This window comes from Cohnella sp. GCM10020058 (genome assembly GCF_042683485.1).
In the GTDB taxonomy this organism is placed as follows: Bacteria; Bacillota; Bacilli; order Paenibacillales; family Paenibacillaceae; genus Cohnella.
Genome location: NZ_JBHUJV010000013.1, coordinates 199,960 through 219,600, shown reverse-complemented (window position 1 = coordinate 219,600; position 19,641 = coordinate 199,960). Strand labels below are relative to the sequence as shown.

The window sequence follows — 19,641 nt, the reverse complement described above, 5'->3', positions numbered from 1 at the left end:
TCCGCGAGCGAACGCACGGCTCTAGTTTATGCCAGTTTCCCTGACTAGCACGACGAACCTCGCAAAGCTTGGTATAATAGAGTGATGAGTTCAGTGGGACAATTGGAGGATTCTATGGCCGGCTATACCCCGATGATGCAGCAGTATTTGTCCGTGAAGGAAGAAGCGAAGGATGCGCTCCTGTTTTTCCGGCTGGGCGATTTCTATGAAATGTTTTTCGAAGACGCGTTAACCGCGTCCCGGGAGCTTGAGATTACATTGACCGGCAGGGGGGCGGGGCAAGAAGAGCGCATTCCGATGTGCGGCGTCCCCCATCACGCGGCAGAAGGTTACATAGCAAGGCTGGTAGACAAGGGCTACAAGGTTGCGATCTGCGAGCAAGTGGAGGATCCGAAGGCGGCCAAGGGCGTCGTGCGACGCGAGATCGTGCGCATCGTTACGCCCGGCACGGTGATGGAGACGAAATCGCTCGCCGGTGGCGTGAACAACTTTATCGTCGGTGCAGCCGAGCAGGACGGCCGGTTCGGACTGGCGGCCTGCGATCTGACGACCGGCGAGATGTACGTGACTTCGTTCGCGGCGTCCGCGGAGGCGGTTAAAAACGAGCTGAACGTTTATCGTCCGGCCGAGGCCGTCGGCGACGAGCGGGCGCTGTCGATCTTGGACGAGGCGTCCAAGGCGTCCGGCAGGGCCCTGGTCGCGACGGTCAGGGCGCAGACGCAGGACCCGGGCGAACGGCTCGCCGCGCAATTCCCCGAAGAGCGGTGGGAGAGGCACGAGCCGGTGAGGAAACTCGCCGTAGCGCGACTCGCCGAATATCTCGGCGATACGCAGAAGCGCTCGCTCGCCCATGTGCGCGCGGTCAAGAGCTACGATCCGCAGCAGTTTATGGCACTCGACGCGTTCACGCGGCGCAATCTCGAGCTGACCGAGACCGTGCGCGACCGCGCCCGTAAGGGCTCGCTGCTGTGGCTGCTCGATCGCACGCGCACGGCGATGGGCGCGCGCCAGCTCAAGCGCTGGATCGACCAGCCGCTGCTCGATCGGGCGGCGGCGGACGAGCGGCTCGACGCGGTCGAGGCGCTGCACGGCAACTGGATGCTGCGCGAGGATCTGCGCGCCGCGCTGTCGGAGATCTACGATCTGGAGCGGCTTGTCGGGCGGATCGCCTACGGCACGGCCAACGCGCGCGATCTCAACGCGCTGGGCGCTTCGCTCTCGCGCATCCCGGCGCTCAAGGATATTTGCGCGGAGCTCGGCTCAGGGCCGCTCGCCGCCATGGCGCAGTCGCTCGACGCCTGCGAGGATCTGGCGCTGGCGATCGTGGACGCGATTGCGGCCGAGCCGCCTGTGTCGGTCCGCGAGGGCGGACTGATCCGTTCCGGTTTTCACGAGCGGCTGGACGAGCTGCGCGAAGCGAGCAAGAACGGCAAGACCTGGATCGCCGAGCTTGAACGGCGGGAGCGCGAGGCGACGGGCATCAAGTCGCTGAAGATCGGATTCAACAAAGTGTTCGGTTACTATCTCGAGGTGACGCGGGCCAATCTGGGCACGCTTCCGGAGGGCCGGTACGAGCGCAAGCAGACGCTGGCTAACGCCGAGCGCTATGTGACGCCCGAGCTGAAGGAAAAGGAAGCGCTCATCCTCGAAGCCGAGGACCGCATGATCGATCTGGAGTACGAGCTGTTCGCCGCCCTGCGCGACGAGATCGCACTCCATATTCCCCGGCTGCAGCGTCTGGCCGAGAGAGTGGCGAGCCTCGACGCCCTGCAGTCGCTGGCCGAGGTCAGCGCGGAGCGGCGGTATGTCAGGCCGACCTGGAGCGACGGCTACGACCTGAACGTAACCGGCGGCCGGCATCCCGTCGTGGAGGCCGTGACCGAAGGGAGCTCTTATATCTCGAACGACGCTTCGCTGACGCGCGAAGGCGGGCCGATCCTGCTCATCACGGGTCCCAACATGGCGGGCAAGAGCACGTACATGCGGCAGGTCGCGATGATCTGCATCATGGCACAGATCGGCTGCTTCGTGCCCGCTTCCCGGGCTGAGCTGCCGATGGTCGACCGCATTTTCACGCGAATCGGAGCGGCAGACGATCTCGTCGGCGGACAGAGCACGTTCATGGTCGAAATGAAGGATATCCAGATAATGACGGAGCAAGCGACGGAGCGCAGCCTGGTTATTATCGACGAACTCGGCCGCGGCACATCGACGGACGAGGGCATGGCGATCGCCCAATCCGTTATCGAATATGTGCACGACCGGATCGGCTGCAAGGCGCTCGTCTCGACGCATTACCATGAGCTGGCCCATCTGGAGGAGACGCTGAGCGGACTTCGCAACGGTTGCATGGCCGTCAAAGAGAGCGCGGACGGCGTCACTTTCCTCCGCAAGCTCGTAGCCGGAGCGGCGGATTCCAGCTACGGAATCTATTGCGCGCAGCTCGCCGGCCTGCCGGATTCGATCGTCTCGAGAGCTTACGGCCTGCTTGAGGCCGCCGGTGCGGCATCGGCCCGGACAACCGGCGGGGTTGCCGGCACAGAAGCTTCGCCGAACGCGGGACCGGCTTACGCGGCCGCTGCGCCGATACTTGCGCAGCAAGCTCCGCAGCCGATTGTCGCCGAGCGCGGACCGGCCGCGGCTCCGCCTGCAAGCGGCGTGCAGCAGCTGTCGATGTTCGAGGAAGCGGCGGCTTCCGCCGAAGCGAAGGCGGCGAAGGCGCGGACGCCCGAGGCGGACAAGCTGCTCGACAAGATGCGCAAGCTCGACGTCATGCGCATGACGCCGCTGCAGGCGCTGGAATGGCTCAACGACGCGCGCAATCAATTGATCGGAAAAGGGGACTGAACTTGAGAGGACAACGAAAAACGGCAAACCTTCTGCTTAAAACGGTGCTGTGTCTGGCCCTTTCGGTCCTATGGCTGCCTGTCGGTGCCGGTGCCGCTACCCAGGACCAAGTCAACGAAGTACGCCAGCTGCTCGAAGAATACCATATCAGCAAGCCGTCGGACGACAAGCTGAGCGAGTCCGGCATCGATGCGATGATCGATGCGCTGGGCGATCCTTATACCCAATATTTTTCGCCGGAGGAGCTTCAGAACTTCTCGAACGCAATCAATCAGTCTTTTGTCGGGATCGGCATCGTCATGTCGCAGGACGACGGCATCGTTTATCTTGAAGACATTGTGCCGGACAGCCCGGCGTTTAGGGCCGGGCTGATGCCGGGCGACGCGCTCGTCTCGATCGACGGCGAGCTCACCGCGGGCAAATCGATTGACGCGATTCAGATCATGGCTGCCGGCGCGGAAGGGACCATCGTCAACATCGGCGTCAAGCGGGGAATGGTCAAGCTGCAGTTTCTGGTGGCACGGACCGCGGTACAACTGCCTGTCGCCACTTCCAAACTGATGGGCAGCGGCGTCGGTTACCTGCGGCTCGATTCCTTTTCGGCCGATGCCGGCGCCAAGTTCAAATCGCAGCTGCAATCGCTCGAAGGGAAAGGCATGTCGTCGCTCATCGTCGATCTGCGCGGCAACGGCGGCGGATACGTGGATCAAGCCCAGCAGATCGCGTCATTGTTCGTCAAAGACGGCATCCTGGCGCACGTATCGGACCGCGACGGCAAAGACACGCCGATCGAGCTGCACGGCGTAAGCCGAAGCTATCCCGTTTATATTCTTGTCGACGGCGGCAGCGCCAGCGCGACCGAGCTTTTATCCGGCGCGCTGCAGGAATACGGAATCGCGAAGCTGGTAGGCACGAAAACATACGGCAAAGGCGTCATCCAGCAGCTCATTCCGGTGGAGTCGGGCGGTACGCTTAAGGTGACTGTGCAGGAGTACACGACGCCGGGCGGCAAAAAAGTGGACAAAGTCGGACTTACGCCGGACTTAACCGTAACTGGCGGCCTTCAGCAATTGCTCGCGGCTTACCGGCTCGCCGGTGGCGGCGACGTCAGGCTTACCGTCGGCAGAGGCGCGCTGGTCATCAATGGTATCCGCACGGCGGATTCCGGCTCCGTCATCAAGAAAAACGGCGTCTGGTACGTCAGCTCCAAGCTGGGTGCAGTCGCCTCCGAAGCCAAGCTGAGCTATGATGCCAAGGCCCGGCAGATCGTGCTCTCCAAGGATGGAATCACGCATCGGCTTGACGCCACCGACAGTCATGTCATCGTCAAAAACGGTGTCAGCTATATCGACGTTCGCTTGCTGTCCAAGTGGTTCGCCAACCTGACCTGGGCAGCCGTAGGCGACGGAACGGTCACGCTGTACGATTCGGCGGCTTGACGTGGGCAGCTTATAGTCAGGAAGGAGGGACAGCCCATGGGGATCATCATACAGCTGGACGAGCATTTATCGAACCAGATCGCGGCCGGCGAGGTGGTCGAGCGCCCGGCTTCCGTGCTGAAGGAGCTTATCGAGAACGCGGTCGACGCCGGCGCAAGGCACGTCGATATTGCCGCGGATGAAGGCGGCCTGTCGCTGATTCGGGTCGTGGACGACGGAGCGGGCATCCAGCCTGACGACCTGCTCATCGCCTTCCAGCGCCATGCGACGAGCAAGATCGCAAGCAATCGCGACCTGTTCCAGATCTCGACGTTGGGTTTCCGGGGGGAAGCGCTGCCCAGTATCGCGTCCGTCGCCAAAGTCCGGTGCCTGAGCGCCTCCGAATCCGGCGGCCTCGGCCGGCTGCTCGAGATCGAAGGCGGCACGGTCAAGCGCCATGAGGACGCTGCCGCGCCGAGAGGCACGGACATGTCCGTCAAAGAGCTTTTTTATAACACGCCGGCACGGCTCAAATACATGCGCACGATCCAGACGGAGCTATCGCATCTGTCCGACGTCGTTTACCGGCAGGCGCTTGCGCGCCCGGACGTCGCGTTTACGTTCTCGCACAACGGCTCCGTGCTATTGCGCACCCCGGGGAACGGCGACCTGAGGCAAGTCGTCGCGGCGATCTACGGCTCGGGACCGGCCAAGGCGATGCTCGAGCTGCAAGCGGACGGACCGGATTTCTCGCTGTCCGGGCTGACCGCCATGCCGATCGAGACGCGCGCCAGCCGCAGCGCGGTGACGATCATCGTCAACGGAAGGTTCGTCCGCAGCCCGGCTATCGTCCAGCCGCTGCTGCAGGCTTACCATACGCTGCTGCCGATCAACCGCTACCCGCTATCCGTTCTGCATCTGCGGATGCATCCGTCGCTTTTGGACGTGAACGTTCACCCCGCCAAGCTTGAGGTGCGGTTCAGCAAAGAAACCGAGCTGCGCGCTTTCGTGGAAGCCGCCGTAAAGGAAACGCTTGAAACCTATGCCTATATCCCTTCCGGGACGGCCGTCCGCAAGCCGAAGCCTGACATCTGGCAGCAGGAGCAAATCCGGTTCCAGCTGCCGCCGGTTGAGGCGCAATCGGATCCCAAGCCAAGCGAGCGGCAGCCGGACGGCGATCCAAACACCGCGCAGCCGGACAACGATTCAGCAAAAGCGCAACTTCCGGCCCCCGCATCAAGCGAACCGGCGGTCGCCGCCGAATCTGAGGCGCCTTCTCCGGACATTCGTCCAGTCGAAAATGCAGCTTCGTCCGACGACGCGGATTCAATATCGCAGGGATCCGGGGAAAGAAAACGGGATAGCGCCCCAAGCCGGTCGTCTTACGCCGTTGCTTCTGGGGGGCGGTCGTCCAACGTCAGTCAAGAGACAGTCCGCGAACAGCGTCCTTCCGGCGGAAGCTATACGGCGCCGGCGCGAGACCCTTGGAACGATAGGAGCAGGGGGCAGGAAGCGGGCAAGCTGCCCGATCAAGTGTGGCGGGCGGCTTTCGGCGCCGCGGCCGCGGAGTCGAAGCCCGAATTCCCCGAGCTCTACTGGATCGGCCAACTTCACGGCACGTACATCGTCGCCCAGAACGACAGCGGCTTGTACCTGATCGATCAGCATGCCGCGCACGAGCGCATTCATTACGAGATTTACTATGAGAAGTTCGGCGATCCGGCGGCCGCGAGCCAGGAGCTGCTGCTCCCGGTCACGCTGTCCTTCGCGCCTGACGAATACGCGGCCATTCGCGGCAAGCTCCCCTGGTTCGAGCTCGCGGGCGTATATCTGGAAGACTTCGGCGGCAATACCTTTATCGTACGGGCCGTACCGCATTGGCTTCCCGAAGGGGACGAGTCGGACATCGTGCGGGAGATGGCGGAGTGGATCTTGAAGGAGCGGGGCATCGATCTTCACAAGATCCGCGAGAAAGCGGCGATCCTGTGCTCCTGCAAAGCTTCGATCAAGGCGAACCAGGCGCTTACGCGCGAAGCGGGCGAGACGCTGCTGCGCAGGCTGGCCGCTTGCAAGCAGCCTTATACATGCCCGCACGGACGGCCCATCGTCGTCAGCTTCACGACGTACGAGCTCGAGAAAATGTTCAAGCGGGTGATGTCTTGATCGTAACGACCGCGGAGAAGCCGGATGCGGCGCTAGCCGCGTACGCGCGCGGATTGGCGGACGAGCTTGGCTGCCGCTTCGCCGACCGGCGCCGCGAGACGCTTGCAGGCCTCGCCCGGAAATTTCAGGAGGCCGCGGAAGGCATCCTGATCGCAGCGCCGCAAGGCTTAAAGTATGCCGCGGACGGCGCGGATCCGCTTTTTTACCATCCGAGCATGGCGCTGATCAGAGTCAAGCGCCTGCTCGAGGGCGGCGGCGACGCGCTCGTAGAGGCGGCCGGCGTGCGGCCGGGGGACGTCGTCGTCGATTGCACGGCGGGTCTTGGCGCCGATGCGCTCGTACTGTCTTACGCCGCGGGCGCAGCCGGCAGCGTGAGGGCGGTCGAAGCGTCGCACATCCTGTACGTCATCGTAAGAGAAGGCTTGCAAGCTTACCGGAGCGGACTAAGCGAGCTTGACGAGGCGATGCGCAGGGTTAGCATGCAGCATGGCGAGCATCTGCAGGCGCTGAGGCGCATGCCGGATCGCAGCGCGGACATCGTATACTTCGATCCGATGTTCGCGAAGCCCGTCACGGGATCGGCCTCCTTAAGGCCGCTCCGGGCGCATGCGGAGGACCGGTCTCTCGCCGCCGAAGCGATCGCGGAGGCGCGACGGGTGGCCCGACGCGTCGTCGTACTGAAGGACCACAAGACGAGCGGCGAATTCGAACGGCACGGGTTCCGGCGCGTCCGGACTTCCTATTCGGCCGTGGACTATGGAGTGATTGAGATTCAATGACGAACAACAAGCCTCCGCTGATCGCGCTGGTCGGACCGACTGCCGTCGGCAAGACCGCGGCGAGTCTTGCGATCGCCAAAACGTTCGATTGCGAGATTATCAGTGGGGATTCGATGCAGGTATACAAAGGGATGGACATCGGTACGGCCAAGCTGCCGTTTGCGGAGCGCGAGGGCGTACCGCACCATCTGATCGATATCAAGGAGCCGGCCGAGCCTTTTTCGGCAGCTGACTTCCAGACGGCCTGCGGGGAAGCGATCCGCGACATCCATAGCCGCGGGCGAATCCCCTTTATCGTCGGCGGCACGGGCCTGTATGTCGAGTCCGTATGCTACGGGTTCCGCTTCCAGCCTACGGGCGGCGATTCTGCTTTTCGCGAGTCGATGCAAGCGATCGCCGACTCGGAAGGGGCCGAAGCGCTCCACGGGAAGCTGGCGGCCGTCGATCCGGCGACGGCGGCGAAGCTGCATCCCAACGACGTAAGACGCGTCATCCGGGCGCTGGAGATTCATGCGACGACAGGGCGTCCCGCATCCGAGCAGCTCGGCGAGGCGCGAGGAGACCGCAAGGAATCGCCCTATAATCTCGCGCTGCTCGGACTCCATATGGATCGGGCCAAGCTGTACGCGCGCATAGACGGGCGGGTCGACGATATGCTGGCCCAAGGGCTGGAAGAGGAAGTGCGGGGGCTGCTTGCAGCGGGCTTGCCCTCGTCGTCCGTTTCCATGCAGGCGCTCGGATACAAGGAGATGGCCGCTTACCTGGAGGGGCGCGTCCCGTACGAGGATGCCGTATCGATGCTCAAGCGGGATACGCGGCGCTTCGCCAAGCGCCAGCTCTCCTGGTTCCGGCACATGCAGGACTTGGTTTGGATCGATACGGACGATGTCGCAAAAATCACCGATCTTTTGCCAATGATCTATGCTATAATAGCAGGAAAGTTAAAATGAGCTTTGAATATAAGCTTATAAAAGAAATTAATGGCGATGGGGGATACCGGTAATGAACAAGTCCATAAACATCCAGGATACGTTTCTGAATCAATTGCGCAAGGATAGCGTGCCCGTCACCGTCTACTTGACCAACGGTTTTCAGATCCGCGGCGTCGTCCGCGCCTTCGACAACTTCACGATCGTCATCGACAGCGACGGCCGGCAGCAGATGGTTTACAAGCATGCCATCAGCACGTTTATGCCGCAGCGCAACGTATCCCTTCAGCAGCAGGACACCGGGGCCAACGCCTGACGCTTAGGCGCGCGTAGTTCCAAAACGAAACCTTTCACCCCCCTTAAGCGTCTAATTGAATAGCCAGGCCACAGGGCAACCCAACACTTGGGTTGTTCTTCTTTTGAGCGGGTATGGTATAGACAGAGAAAAACGTACTGTAAAAGGGGAGAAAGCCATTGGCTCAGTCAGCACCGAAATCGTCCCGCAGCGGGAAAGGCGGCAAGCCGCCGCGCAAGCGCGGGCGCGGCAAAGTCGCGCTCATTTGGATCATCTGCCTCGCAGTCCTGGCCGTTCTCGGCGCAGCGGTCGCGTACTTGCTCGTCATATTGAACGGCGAACGCATTTTGTCGGCCAACCTCAACAAGCTAGATCTCGACCGTTCAACGATCATCGCCGACGCGAACGGCAATCAGATCGCCAAAATATCGATCGCGGGCGGCAACCGCGAATACGTGCAATACAAGGATATTCCCAAAGCCGTGCGCGATGCCTTCGTGGCGGTCGAGGACAAACGGTTTTACGAGCATGGCGGCGTCGACCTGTTCGGCATCGGCCGGGCGCTCGCCAAGGACGTCGTCGCCCGCAGCATGGTCGAGGGGGCCAGCACGATTACCCAGCAGCTCGCCCGCAATCTGTTCCTGAACGCGGACAAGACCTGGTTCCGCAAAGGCACGGAGGCGTCGATCGCGCTGGCGCTCGAGCGGCACAAGTCGAAGGAAGAGATTTTAGAGCTCTACTTGAACCGGATCTATTTCGGCAACGGACAATACGGCATCAAGACGGCTGCAAAATATTACTTCGGCGTCGGCGATCTCGATCAGCTGAAAACCTGGCAGATCGCTACGCTTGCCGCGATCCCGAAAGGGCCGAGCATCTATAATCCTTACAAGCATCCGGACAACTCCATGGAACGCCGCGGCGTCGTCCTGAGGCTGATGACAGATCAAGGACTCATTACGGAGGAAGAACGCGCAGCGGCCGCGGAGATCGTATACAAGCCGACGATGGCGATGACCAGCACGAGCAAGTTCGCCAGCTACACGGATTATGCGATCGACGAAGCGCTCCAAAAGCTGAATCTGACGGAGGAAGAGCTTCTGTCGGGCGGCTACACGATCTATACGACGATCGATACGGACGCCCAAAGCGCGATGGAAAGCGAGTTTTCCAAAGAAGCCAACTTCGAGAAAAGCAACGACGATACGCCGATCCAAGGCGCGATGGTCATCATGGACCAGCACGACGGCTCGCTCAAGGCGATGGTCGGCGGCAGGGACTACCAAAAGAGCGGACTGAACCGCGTAGAAAGCCGTCGTCAGCCGGGCTCCTCGTTCAAGCCGATCGTCTCGTACGGTCCGGCGCTCGAGACAGGCAATTATACGCCGGATTCGACGCTCCGCGACGACAAGATCTGTTACGGTAACGGAACGTATTGCCCGACGGATTCCAATTCGAAAAAGTATATCGGCGCCGTCTCGATGAAGGAAGCAATCCGCGAGTCGCGCAACCAACCGGCGGTCTGGCTGCTTAACGAGATCGGCCTCTCGACGGGAGTTAAGTTCGCCGGCAAGCTGGGCATCGAGCTGGGTGACGAAGACAAGCACAACCTGGCGATCGCGCTCGGCGGCTTGACCAACGGCGTGACGCCCGTGCAGATGGTCCGTGCCTACGGCACCTTCGCCAACGGCGGCCAGCTTCAGGACGCGCATGCCGTGCTCAAGATCAACGACGCTTCGGGAAAAACGGTCTATTCGTTTAAGGCGCCCGGCGACAATCAGGTAATCAAACCGCTGACCGCTTACTACGTGACCGAGATTATGAAGGGCGTCGTAAGCGGCGGCACGGGCACGAAGGCGCAAATCAGCGGACGGACCGTCGCCGGCAAGACGGGAACGACGCAGCTCGGACTCAAAGGCGTCAGCTCCAGCGGCAACCGAGATGTCTGGTTCGTCGGCTTCACGCCGGAGTATACCGCAGCCGTCTGGATGGGCTATGACAAGACCGACAAGGATCATTATGTCAAGAAGAGCAGCGGCCAAGCTGCGGCGCTGTTCTCCAAGGTCATGACGAAGGCGCTCGAGGGCAAAAAGAAGCAGTCGTTCCCCGTGCCGGATCAGGCGCAGGAGCAGCCGACACCGACGCCGACGGAGAACGCGGCGATCACCGATCTGACAGGCGTGTACGACTCTCAGCAGGTATCGGTAGCTTTGAACTGGTCCGCGGTACCGGGCGACGATATCACTTACAAGATCTATCGCCAGGCGAGCGGGGAGAACCAGTTCAAGCTGCTGGTCGAGTCCGTTACGCCGTCGGCCGAAGATCTGTCGATCTTGCCGGATACGACGTACACGTATTACGTGAAGCCTTACGATCCGAAAACCGGAACGGAGGGCGCCGAGTCGAATCGCGTTACGGTAGAGGTGACTTCCGAGCTGGAACCAACACCGACGCCGACGCCAACGGAGACGCCTGGCGAACCGACGGAATCGCTCCCGCCGGAAGGCACGGATGTGCCGGACGACGGAAACGGAGAGCAAGGCGGACAAACGCCTGACGGCGGGCAGCCGACCGATACGGCGCCGCCTTCACAGACGACGACCCCGTCTCCGACGCCGTCGTCGACTCCCCAATCGACAGAGTCAACGGGCCCGGTCGCGCGCGCGACGGCCACGCCGAGCGTGCTGCCGACACAGACGGATGCCGCCGACCAGAACGGCAAGAAAAATGATAAAAACAATAAAAACAATAAGAATCAACCCAATTCAGGAGTTGCGGCCGATGCCACGGAGACGGTCGCTCCTTGAGCGAATTACGCTTAGAGACAGGCGCGCCCGCGCTTGTCTTTTTTTCGTTTTTTGTACAAAATAGGTTCATTATAGAAAGAATCGGCAGGAGGAATCGCAATGGAATGCAAACTGGTAACCGAGCAAAGCGAACTGGAACAGGGCTTGTCCGTGCGCATGGAAGTATTCGTGCAGGAGCAAGGCGTTTCGCCCGACCAGGAGGTCGACGGATATGACGTTTCCCCATCTGCCTGCAGGCACTTCCTGGTGACGGACGAAGGGAAGCCCGTAGCTGCAGCCCGCTGGAAAACCTTTGAGCCCGGAGTGGCCAAGCTGCAGCGCATCGCCGTCAGACTTCCCTACCGCGGCCGCTCGATCGGTCGCCTCCTTGTGTCGGCGATGGAGGAAGACGCCGCCAAGCTCGGATACGAGACCGCGATCCTGGACGCACAGTGCAGCGCGGAAGTTTTTTACGAGAAGCTGGGCTACGCGACGATATCTGCGGAACCGTTCTACGATGCAGGCATATTGCATGTCAGGATGAGCAAGAACTTGCGATAAATTTACCGGCGGTCGTGGCCGGATGATGCTTGCCGCAGCGCAAAGAGGGCTTAACTGGTTCAAGAAGGCAAGTTGTGGTAAGCTTTGTGTAAACCTGATTATCGTGAACGAGAGAGGATTTATGAAACGAAAATTTTCCGACCGGGCCAATTGGCGCCGCATCTTGAAAAAAAACTATGCCTGCATCCCCATGGACGAACCTTATTTCCGCGGGTTTGTAACGTTATACCGGATTCAGGACCTGCGCGACCCGCTCTGGAAGGAGTACAACGGGAAGCGGATGTGTCTCGCGGACAAAGGATATCTGTGGACCCAGCATTACCCGCGCGGGGAGCATTTTGTCGTGACGACGATGTTCGATCAGCGCGGCCAGGTCGTGCAGTGGTACATCGATATTTGCAAAACGCAGGGATTGACCGATCAGCAGGTGCCCTGGTTCGACGACTTGTATCTCGACATCGTCGTACTGCCGACCGGCGAGACGCTGCTGCTTGACGAGGACGAGCTGGAGGAAGCGTTGGACGACGGCCATATCACGCCGCGCGACTCGGCGATGGCCCACCGGACGGCGCAGCGTCTGCTGTCTCTGATCCGGCAGAAGAAATTTCCTTACTTCGATATGAGCCTCAAGCACCGCAAGCTGTTTCTCGAGCGTCTCGGCTGGGAGAGCGGTACGCCGTGACCGGGGGCGGGAATCACGGGCCAAGCGCGGTCGAATCTGTCGTCCGTCTGCGCAGAAGGCGACTTCGGGCGGCCGCCTATATGGTTAGCGCCGGCGTGCTGGCGCTTTTTCTATGGTGCGGCAGCCTGTTTGTCGTCATCGGACGATTCGGCGGCGAACCCGCCAAGGGACTTCCGGCGCAGTCCGATGTCGGGATCGTGCTGGGCGCGTCCTTGTGGGACAACAAACCGAGCCCTGGCTTGCAGGAGCGTCTGGATCAGGCTTTATCGCTCTATAAGGCAAACGTCTTCAGTCACTTTATCGTTACGGGCGGACTGGACGGCGGAGGCGCCGTGCTGACCGAGGCGGAGGGCATGCGCGATTATTTGCTGCAACAGGGCGTGCCTGCTTCGGTAATTTTTATCGAGCCTGAGGCGACAAGTACGTACGAAAACCTGAAATATTCCAAAGCGATTATGCAGGCGAACGGATGGCATACGGCGGTAATCGTCACGCATCAATATCACGGGTCAAGATCGCTCGACATCGCAGAGGCGCTGGACTACGAGCATCCGCAGGTCAGCGTGGCGGACTCTAAGGTGATGAACATGGCTTATCACCGGACGCGCGAGGTGCTGGCCTACACCAAGTGGCTGCTCCAAAAGTGGCTTTGAATGTGCGGTTGCATGATGCCCGGTTGGCTCGAATAGACTGATAGTGCGGCGTTCGCGCCGACATTTCGTCTGCGGGGTGTGAGCCATTCATGAACGCTAGAGCGCAGGGCGAGCGGGATAGCGCCGCCGCGGCGAGGCCCGCCAGACAGATTAACGTGGTGCTTCGCAACCAGGACGCGGCACCGTCCGGCGCGGCAGCCAGCCCGGAGGCGCTGGCCGCCAGCCGCGGCCTGCCGTCTTCGGGCCCTTGGGCCATGTGGCAGCAGGAGCTGGAGCGCATGGTCGGGCTCGATAATGTCAAGGAGCTTGTCTACGAGATTTACGCGCTGCTGCAGATTGCCCAGTACCGGGGCGATGCGGGACTTCATAGCCAGGCGCACGTCTACCATATGATTTTCAGAGGCAATCCGGGCACGGGCAAGACGACGGTCGCCAGGCTGCTCGCCAAGCTCTTTCAGAGCATGGGACTGCTGACCAAAGGCCATCTGGTCGAGGTTGAACGCGCCGACCTGGTCGGCGAGTATATTGGCCATACCGCGCAGAAGACGCGGGATCTCGTTAAGAAGGCGCTTGGCGGCGTGCTGTTCGTCGACGAGGCGTACTCTCTTGCCCGCGGCGGGGAAAAGGACTTCGGCAAGGAAGCGATCGATACACTCGTCAAGGCGATGGAGGACCATCGCAATCAGTTTGTGCTGATCCTTGCGGGATATCCGATGGAGATCGACATGTTTATGATGACGAACCCGGGACTTCCGTCGCGGTTCCCGATCCAGATGGATTTTCCGGACTTCAGCGTAGATCAGCTGCTCCAGATCGCCGAAGGGATGGCGAGGGAGCGCGATTACGTGCTGCTGCCCCAGGCGGTCGCCAAGCTTAAGCAAAACGTACTGCAAGAAAAAGAAGCGGCGGCGCATCCGTTCAGCAACGCCCGTTATGTGCGCAATATGCTTGAACGAGCCATTCGGAACCAGGCGGTGCGGCTGCTTCAGCAATATCCTTCGGCTTCGCCTTCAAGACAGGAGCTGGTAGGCATTCGACCGGAGGATTTGAAGCCGCTGCCTGCGGCCGGGGCGCCGGCGGGACCTGCATTCGGATGGGGCTTCAATTAGCGTGCCTTATTGCGGGTATAGTATAGAGTGACGATTCGAAGCAATGGAGGCAGCCGATAGAAGATGAAGCCGAGTTCTTACGATACAGGGGCAGACCGTGGCGAGCGCGCGCTGCTCGTCAGTCTGGTTACCGATGCCGTACGCCAATCGGGCGCGGATCCGGAGCATTCGATGGACGAACTTGCGAATCTGGCCGATACGGCCGGCGTCGAGGTCGTCGGACGCATGATGCAAAACCGGGACGTTCCGGATACGAGATGGTTCGTCGGTAAGGGGAAGGCCCAGGAGCTAAAAGCGAGGATTGCCGAAGAAGCGGTGACAACGGCCATTTTCGATCAGGAGCTGTCCGGCGTGCAGGTGCGCAATCTTGAAGAAGAGCTGGACGTAAAGATCATCGACCGCACCCAGCTCATTCTCGATATATTCGCGGGCAGGGCCAAGACGAGGGAAGGTATCCTGCAGGTGGAGCTGGCTCAGCTGTCGTACCTGCTGCCGAGACTGTCCGGACAAGGGAAAAATCTGTCCCGGCTCGGCGGCGGCATCGGGACGCGCGGACCGGGCGAGACGAAGCTGGAGACGGACCGCCGTCACATCCGCAATCGGATCACCGAGCTAAAGCGCCAGCTCGAAGGCGTGATGGCGCATCGCAAGCTCCACAGGGAACGCCGCAAAAAAAACGGCGTCGTCCAGGTTGCGCTTGTCGGTTATACGAACGCCGGTAAGTCGACGCTGCTCCGGCAGCTCACGAGCGCCGACGTGCTTGCGGAGAACAAGCTTTTCGCCACGCTCGATCCGACCTCCCGCGCGCTGCCGCTGCCGAGCGGCAAGGAAGTGCTGCTCACCGATACGGTCGGCTTCATTCAGAACCTGCCCCACGATCTGGTGGCGGCGTTCCGGGCGACGCTCGAAGAGGTCAACGAGGCGGATTTGCTATTACACGTCGTGGACGCGTCGTCCCCGATGCGGGACCGGCAGCGTACGGTTGTCGACGAGGTGCTGTCGGAGCTCGGGGCCGGCGGCCAGCCGACGCTGCTGATCTACAACAAGATCGACGAATGTCCGCCGGCGGCAATCGGATTGCTCGCCGGCGGCTCCGATACGCTGCGTGTCAGCGCATTCAGCGCGCGGGATATGGACATGCTCGTGCGCCGCATCGAGGACAAGCTCCTGGGAGACGTGAGGCTGCTGTCGCTCCCCGCAGAACGCGGCGAACTGGTCGCGCTGGCCTACCGCGTAGGCGAAGTGCTGGAGCAAGACACGGACGAGGATCGTCTGCTGCTTAAGCTTCGCATTAATCCGGCGGATCTGGAGAAGTACGGAAGGTCGCTTGAACATTATTTCGTAGAAAACGTGAATTCGGTCTGATCGTAAGCGCGAACCGGTTCGGAAATGGGAGCAGGGAAACATGAAGGCAAACGAAGGCAAGGACAATCAGGCAACGGATCTGGAATGGCAGCAGCTGGCCGACAGGGCGGAGATGCTCGCGGCCGGCCGTTTTGCGGAGACGGACCGGATCGGCGAACGGAACAACTGGAAGGTCATTCGCGCCTTCCGCAAGCATAAAGTGAGCGATTATCACTTCGCCTCCTCGACGGGCTACGGCTACAACGACAGGGGGCGCGAAGTGCTGGATCTCGTTTACGCAGATGTATTCGGAGCGGAGGCCGCACTGGTGCGGCCTCATTTCGCTTCGGGCACGCATACGATTTCGACGGCACTGTTCGGCGTGCTGCGGCCGGGCGATGAGCTGCTGTTCGTGACCGGCGAACCGTACGACACGCTTCGCAAGGTCGTAGGCAAGCCGGGGGATGGTATCGGTTCGCTTGCCGATTGGGGAATCCAGGCCAAGTCGATCCCGCTGCTCGCTGACGGCGGCGTGGATATCGCGGCGGTCGCCGCGGCGGTGACGCCCCGTACGCGGGTATTCGCGATCCAGCGCTCCCGGGGGTATGAGTGGCGTTCTTCGTTTACGATCGACCAGATTGCGGAGATGGTCCGCCGTTTGCGGCAGATTAAGCCGGACGCCGTCATTTTCGCCGATAATTGCTACGGCGAGTTCACCGAAGATCGCGAGCCGTGCGAGGTCGGCGTCGATCTGATCGCGGGCTCGCTCATTAAAAATCCGGGCGGCGGGCTCGCGGCCAGCGGCGGATATATCGCGGGCAAGCAGGAGCTCGTCGAGCAGGCGGCCTTCCGCATGACCGCGCCGGGCATCGGGGCGGAAGTCGGCGCCATGCTCGGCACGACGCGGTCGATCTACCAGGGGCTGTTTCTGGCGCCGCTGCTCGTCTCGCAAGCGGTCCGGGGCAGCATTTTCGCGGCAGCCGTGTTCGAACAGCTTGGCTTCGAGACCAAGCCCGGCTGGGACGAGCCCCGCACCGACCTCATCCAGGCGATCGCCTTCGGCTCGGAAGCGCCGCTGATCGCCTTTGTCCAAGCCGTGCAGCGCGCGGCCGCGGTGGACGCCCATGTCGTCCCCGAGCCATGGGACATGCCCGGCTACGAGCATCCGGTCATTATGGCGGCCGGCACTTTTATACAAGGCGGCAGCCTGGAGCTGTCCGCGGACGCTCCGATCCGCGAGCCTTATATCGCATACATGCAGGGCGGTTTAACGTATGCGCACGTTAAATTGGCGGTGCGGGAGGCTTGGCAGTCGCTGCATGCTCGCGGCATGCTCGGCGGGATGTCAGTTCGGCGGGATCAATAGCCAAGCCTCTTGCGAAGCTGCGTATGCTCATTGGAATTAAACCTCACATTCCTTGACATGTTTTGCGGCCCGGGCTACAATGGGAGTGGTTGCAAATTCCGCGCCCAGATGGAAGGTTGATATGTTATGGCTGGCGACGAAATACGCAGAAATATGGCGCTGTTCCCGATTGGCATTGTCATGAAGCTGACCGATCTGACTGCCCGGCAAATACGATATTACGAACAACACGAATTAATTCAACCCGCCCGGACCGCGGGCAATCAGCGGCTTTTTTCGTTTAACGACGTCGAGCGTCTGCTCGAGATCAAGGCGCTGATCGAAAAGGGCGTCAACATCGCCGGCATCAAGCAGGTGATGAACCCGGTCGGAGAGAGCGCGGATGACGGAACGATTATCAACGAGCTGTCCGAGGTCAAGCGACGCGAGATGTCCGAATCTCAGCTTCACCGCATGCTCAAGCAGCAGATCATGTCGGGCAACAAGCGCCCGGGCCAAGTATCGCTCATCCAGGGCGAGCTGTCCCGCTTTTACAAGAACAAGTAGCTGTACCTACAACGACCATACTAGGAGGCTGTCATGAGCTACTCGCGCGAGGATATCATTCGGATTGCCAAGGAAGAGAACGTACGTTTTATTCGTTTGCAATTTACCGATCTGATGGGCATCATCAAAAACGTGGAAATCCCCGTAAGCCAGCTCCAAAAGGCGTTGGACAACAAAATGATGTTCGACGGTTCCTCCATCGAAGGCTACGTTCGGATCGAGGAGTCCGACATGTATCTGTATCCGGATCTCGATACATGGGTCGTTTTCCCGTGGGTCACGGAAGACCGCGTCGCGCGCCTGATCTGCGACGTCTATATGCCTGACGGCACGCCGTTCGCGGGCGATCCGCGCGGCATCTTGAAGCGTGCGCTCGAGGAAGCGGAGGAGCTTGGCTATACGTCGTTTAATGTCGGCCCGGAGCCCGAGTTTTTCCTGTTCCAGACCGACGAGAAGGGCAATCCGACGACAGAGCTTAACGACCAAGGCGGATACTTCGACCTTGCGCCGACCGATCTGGGCGAAAACTGCCGTCGCGATATCGTGCTTATGCTCGAGGAAATGGGCTTCGAGATCGAAGCTTCGCACCACGAGGTCGCACCCGGGCAGCACGAGATCGACTTCAAATATGCGGACGCCATCAAGGCGGCCGACCAAATCCAGACGTTTAAGCTCGTCGTCAAGACGATCGCACGCAAGCACGGACTGCACGCGACGTTTATGCCGAAGCCGCTGTACGGCATGAACGGTTCGGGCATGCACTGCCATCAGTCGCTGTTCAAGGGCTCGGAAAATGCGTTCTACGATGCGAACGACCGTCTGGGCCTCAGCACGGTGGCGCGTCACTATATGGCGGGAATCCTGCAGCATGCGCGGGGCATGGCGGCCATCACGAATCCGACCGTCAATTCGTTCAAGCGGCTCGTTCCCGGCTATGAAGCGCCATGTTATGTCGCCTGGTCGGCGAGCAACCGCAGTCCGATGATCCGTATTCCGGCGTCCCGCGGCCTCAGCACGCGCGTCGAAGTCCGCAATCCGGACCCGGCTGCCAATCCGTACCTGGCGCTTGCAGTCATGCTGAAGGCCGGCCTCGACGGCATTCGCAACAAGACGGCGCTGCCTGCGCCGGTCGACCGCAATATATATGTGATGAGCGAAGAAGAGCGCATCGACGCAGGCATTCCAAGCCTCCCGCTGAATCTTCGCGAAGCATTGTCCGAGATGCTGCGCGATGAGATCGTATGCGATGCGCTCGGCGATCACGCGCTGACGCATTTCTATGAAATGAAGGAAATCGAATACGACATCTATCGCACCCAGGTCCACCAATGGGAGCGGGATCAATATTTGACGACTTATTAATACTCGGCAACAACAAAGAATCCTCGGCGATCGCTTCGCGATCCCGAGGATTCTTTGTTGTTGATGTCGAATGAAGGAATAAAACGATTATCGAATGCTGCGGATTAAACCGATGACTTTGCCCAAAATGCTCACGTTATTCAAGCGCAAGGGCTCCATCGTCGTATTCTCCGGTTGAAGGCGGATGTGGTCGCGCTCCTTGTAGAACGTCTTGACCGTCGCTTCGTCTTCCTCGGTCATGGCGACGACGATATCGCCGTTGGTAGCCGTCTGCTGCTGGCGCACGATAACGTAGTCGCCGCTATGAATGCCGGCGTCGATCATGCTGTCGCCTCTGACGGAGAGCATGAACACCGTCTGCTCGCCGACCATCTGGGCGGGAAGCGGGAAGTATTCCTCGATATTCTCCGTTGCGGTGATCGGCACGCCCGCCGTGACCTTGCCCACAAGCGGAACCTGACGAATGGACTGCGCGAACTGAACGACAGGATCCTGCTCGCCGTCCGTAATCTCGATCGCGCGCGGCTTGGTCGGATCGCGGCGAATGAGGCCTTTCTTTTCGAGACGGTCTAGATGGCCATGCACGGTAGAGCTCGAAGCGAGTCCGACGGCTTCGCCGATCTCGCGCACGGATGGGGGATAACCCTTGTCCTTGACTTCATTCTTAATAAATTCCAATATGGCGGATTGACGGTTGGACATCTTCGACACCTCGAAGCCCTCCTACTGACTTGAAAATTCATATGACAAATTATAACACAGAACCGGAGTTCGTACAAACATTCGTTCTTAGGGAACTTG

The 19,641-nt window shown here is 60.6% G+C and carries 16 protein-coding genes; 15 read left to right on the top strand and 1 reads right to left on the bottom strand.

Annotation, left to right across the window (positions count from 1 at the left end; translation table 11 throughout):
- The first annotated feature begins 114 nt into the window (after positions 1-114).
- From mutS to glnA, 15 genes are all read left to right on the top strand, one after another.
- Entirely contained in the window at positions 115-2,847 is a 2,733-nt protein-coding gene (gene mutS, locus ACFSR7_RS22420; protein WP_378165425.1) for a DNA mismatch repair protein MutS, read from the top strand.
- A 2-nt stretch (positions 2,848-2,849) separates the two neighbouring features.
- Positions 2,850-4,286, top strand: a complete 1,437-nt coding sequence (locus tag ACFSR7_RS22415) for a S41 family peptidase (RefSeq protein WP_378165423.1) — start codon at positions 2,850-2,852, stop codon at positions 4,284-4,286.
- A gap of 36 nt (positions 4,287-4,322) precedes the next feature.
- The gene (gene mutL, locus ACFSR7_RS22410; protein WP_378165421.1) at positions 4,323-6,428 is read left to right on the top strand and encodes a DNA mismatch repair endonuclease MutL; all 2,106 of its coding nucleotides are present in this window, start codon (positions 4,323-4,325) and stop codon (positions 6,426-6,428) included.
- Complete coding sequence (locus tag ACFSR7_RS22405) at positions 6,425-7,207, top strand: class I SAM-dependent methyltransferase (RefSeq protein WP_378165419.1); 783 nt, start codon at positions 6,425-6,427, stop codon at positions 7,205-7,207. Before mutL ends, ACFSR7_RS22405 begins: the two co-directional genes overlap by 4 nt.
- Positions 7,204-8,157 (top strand): tRNA (adenosine(37)-N6)-dimethylallyltransferase MiaA, encoded by a 954-nt coding sequence (miaA, locus tag ACFSR7_RS22400; RefSeq protein ID WP_378165411.1) that lies wholly within the window; start codon positions 7,204-7,206, stop codon positions 8,155-8,157. The genes ACFSR7_RS22405 and miaA overlap by 4 nt, the downstream gene beginning before the upstream one ends.
- Before the next feature lie 52 nt (positions 8,158-8,209).
- Positions 8,210-8,452 (top strand): RNA chaperone Hfq, encoded by a 243-nt coding sequence (gene hfq / locus ACFSR7_RS22395; RefSeq protein WP_340513656.1) that lies wholly within the window; start codon positions 8,210-8,212, stop codon positions 8,450-8,452.
- 158 nt (positions 8,453-8,610) lie between these two features.
- On the top strand, positions 8,611-11,238 hold the full coding sequence (locus ACFSR7_RS22390) for a PBP1A family penicillin-binding protein (RefSeq protein ID WP_378165409.1): 2,628 nt from the start codon (positions 8,611-8,613) through the stop codon (positions 11,236-11,238).
- 99 nt (positions 11,239-11,337) lie between these two features.
- Positions 11,338-11,778 carry a GNAT family N-acetyltransferase gene (locus ACFSR7_RS22385; RefSeq protein WP_378165407.1) on the top strand — a complete coding sequence of 147 codons (441 nt, stop codon included), beginning with the start codon at positions 11,338-11,340 and terminating at the stop codon, positions 11,776-11,778.
- A 121-nt stretch (positions 11,779-11,899) separates the two neighbouring features.
- Positions 11,900-12,460 carry a ribonuclease FAU-1 family protein gene (locus ACFSR7_RS22380; protein ID WP_090112617.1) on the top strand — a complete coding sequence of 187 codons (561 nt, stop codon included), beginning with the start codon at positions 11,900-11,902 and terminating at the stop codon, positions 12,458-12,460.
- Positions 12,457-13,113, top strand: a complete 657-nt coding sequence (locus tag ACFSR7_RS22375) for a YdcF family protein (protein ID WP_378165406.1) — start codon at positions 12,457-12,459, stop codon at positions 13,111-13,113. The genes ACFSR7_RS22380 and ACFSR7_RS22375 overlap by 4 nt, the downstream gene beginning before the upstream one ends.
- Positions 13,114-13,202: 89 nt before the next feature.
- A complete protein-coding gene (locus ACFSR7_RS22370; protein WP_378165404.1) occupies positions 13,203-14,222 on the top strand; it encodes an AAA family ATPase in 1,020 nt (339 codons plus the stop codon).
- A gap of 63 nt (positions 14,223-14,285) precedes the next feature.
- The gene (gene hflX / locus ACFSR7_RS22365; RefSeq protein ID WP_378165402.1) at positions 14,286-15,587 is read left to right on the top strand and encodes a GTPase HflX; all 1,302 of its coding nucleotides are present in this window, start codon (positions 14,286-14,288) and stop codon (positions 15,585-15,587) included.
- Between the two features lie 40 nt (positions 15,588-15,627).
- Complete coding sequence (locus ACFSR7_RS22360) at positions 15,628-16,932, top strand: methionine gamma-lyase family protein (protein ID WP_378165400.1); 1,305 nt, start codon at positions 15,628-15,630, stop codon at positions 16,930-16,932.
- Between the two features lie 126 nt (positions 16,933-17,058).
- On the top strand, positions 17,059-17,478 hold the full coding sequence (locus ACFSR7_RS22355) for a MerR family transcriptional regulator (protein WP_378165398.1): 420 nt from the start codon (positions 17,059-17,061) through the stop codon (positions 17,476-17,478).
- A gap of 33 nt (positions 17,479-17,511) precedes the next feature.
- A complete protein-coding gene (glnA, locus tag ACFSR7_RS22350; protein WP_378165397.1) occupies positions 17,512-18,840 on the top strand; it encodes a type I glutamate--ammonia ligase in 1,329 nt (442 codons plus the stop codon).
- 87 nt (positions 18,841-18,927) lie between these two features.
- Here the strand turns inward: glnA and lexA are convergent, their stop codons facing one another.
- Complete coding sequence (gene lexA / locus ACFSR7_RS22345) at positions 18,928-19,551, bottom strand: transcriptional repressor LexA (protein WP_378165395.1); 624 nt, start codon at positions 19,549-19,551, stop codon at positions 18,928-18,930.
- Between the last annotated feature and the right edge of the window lie 90 nt (positions 19,552-19,641).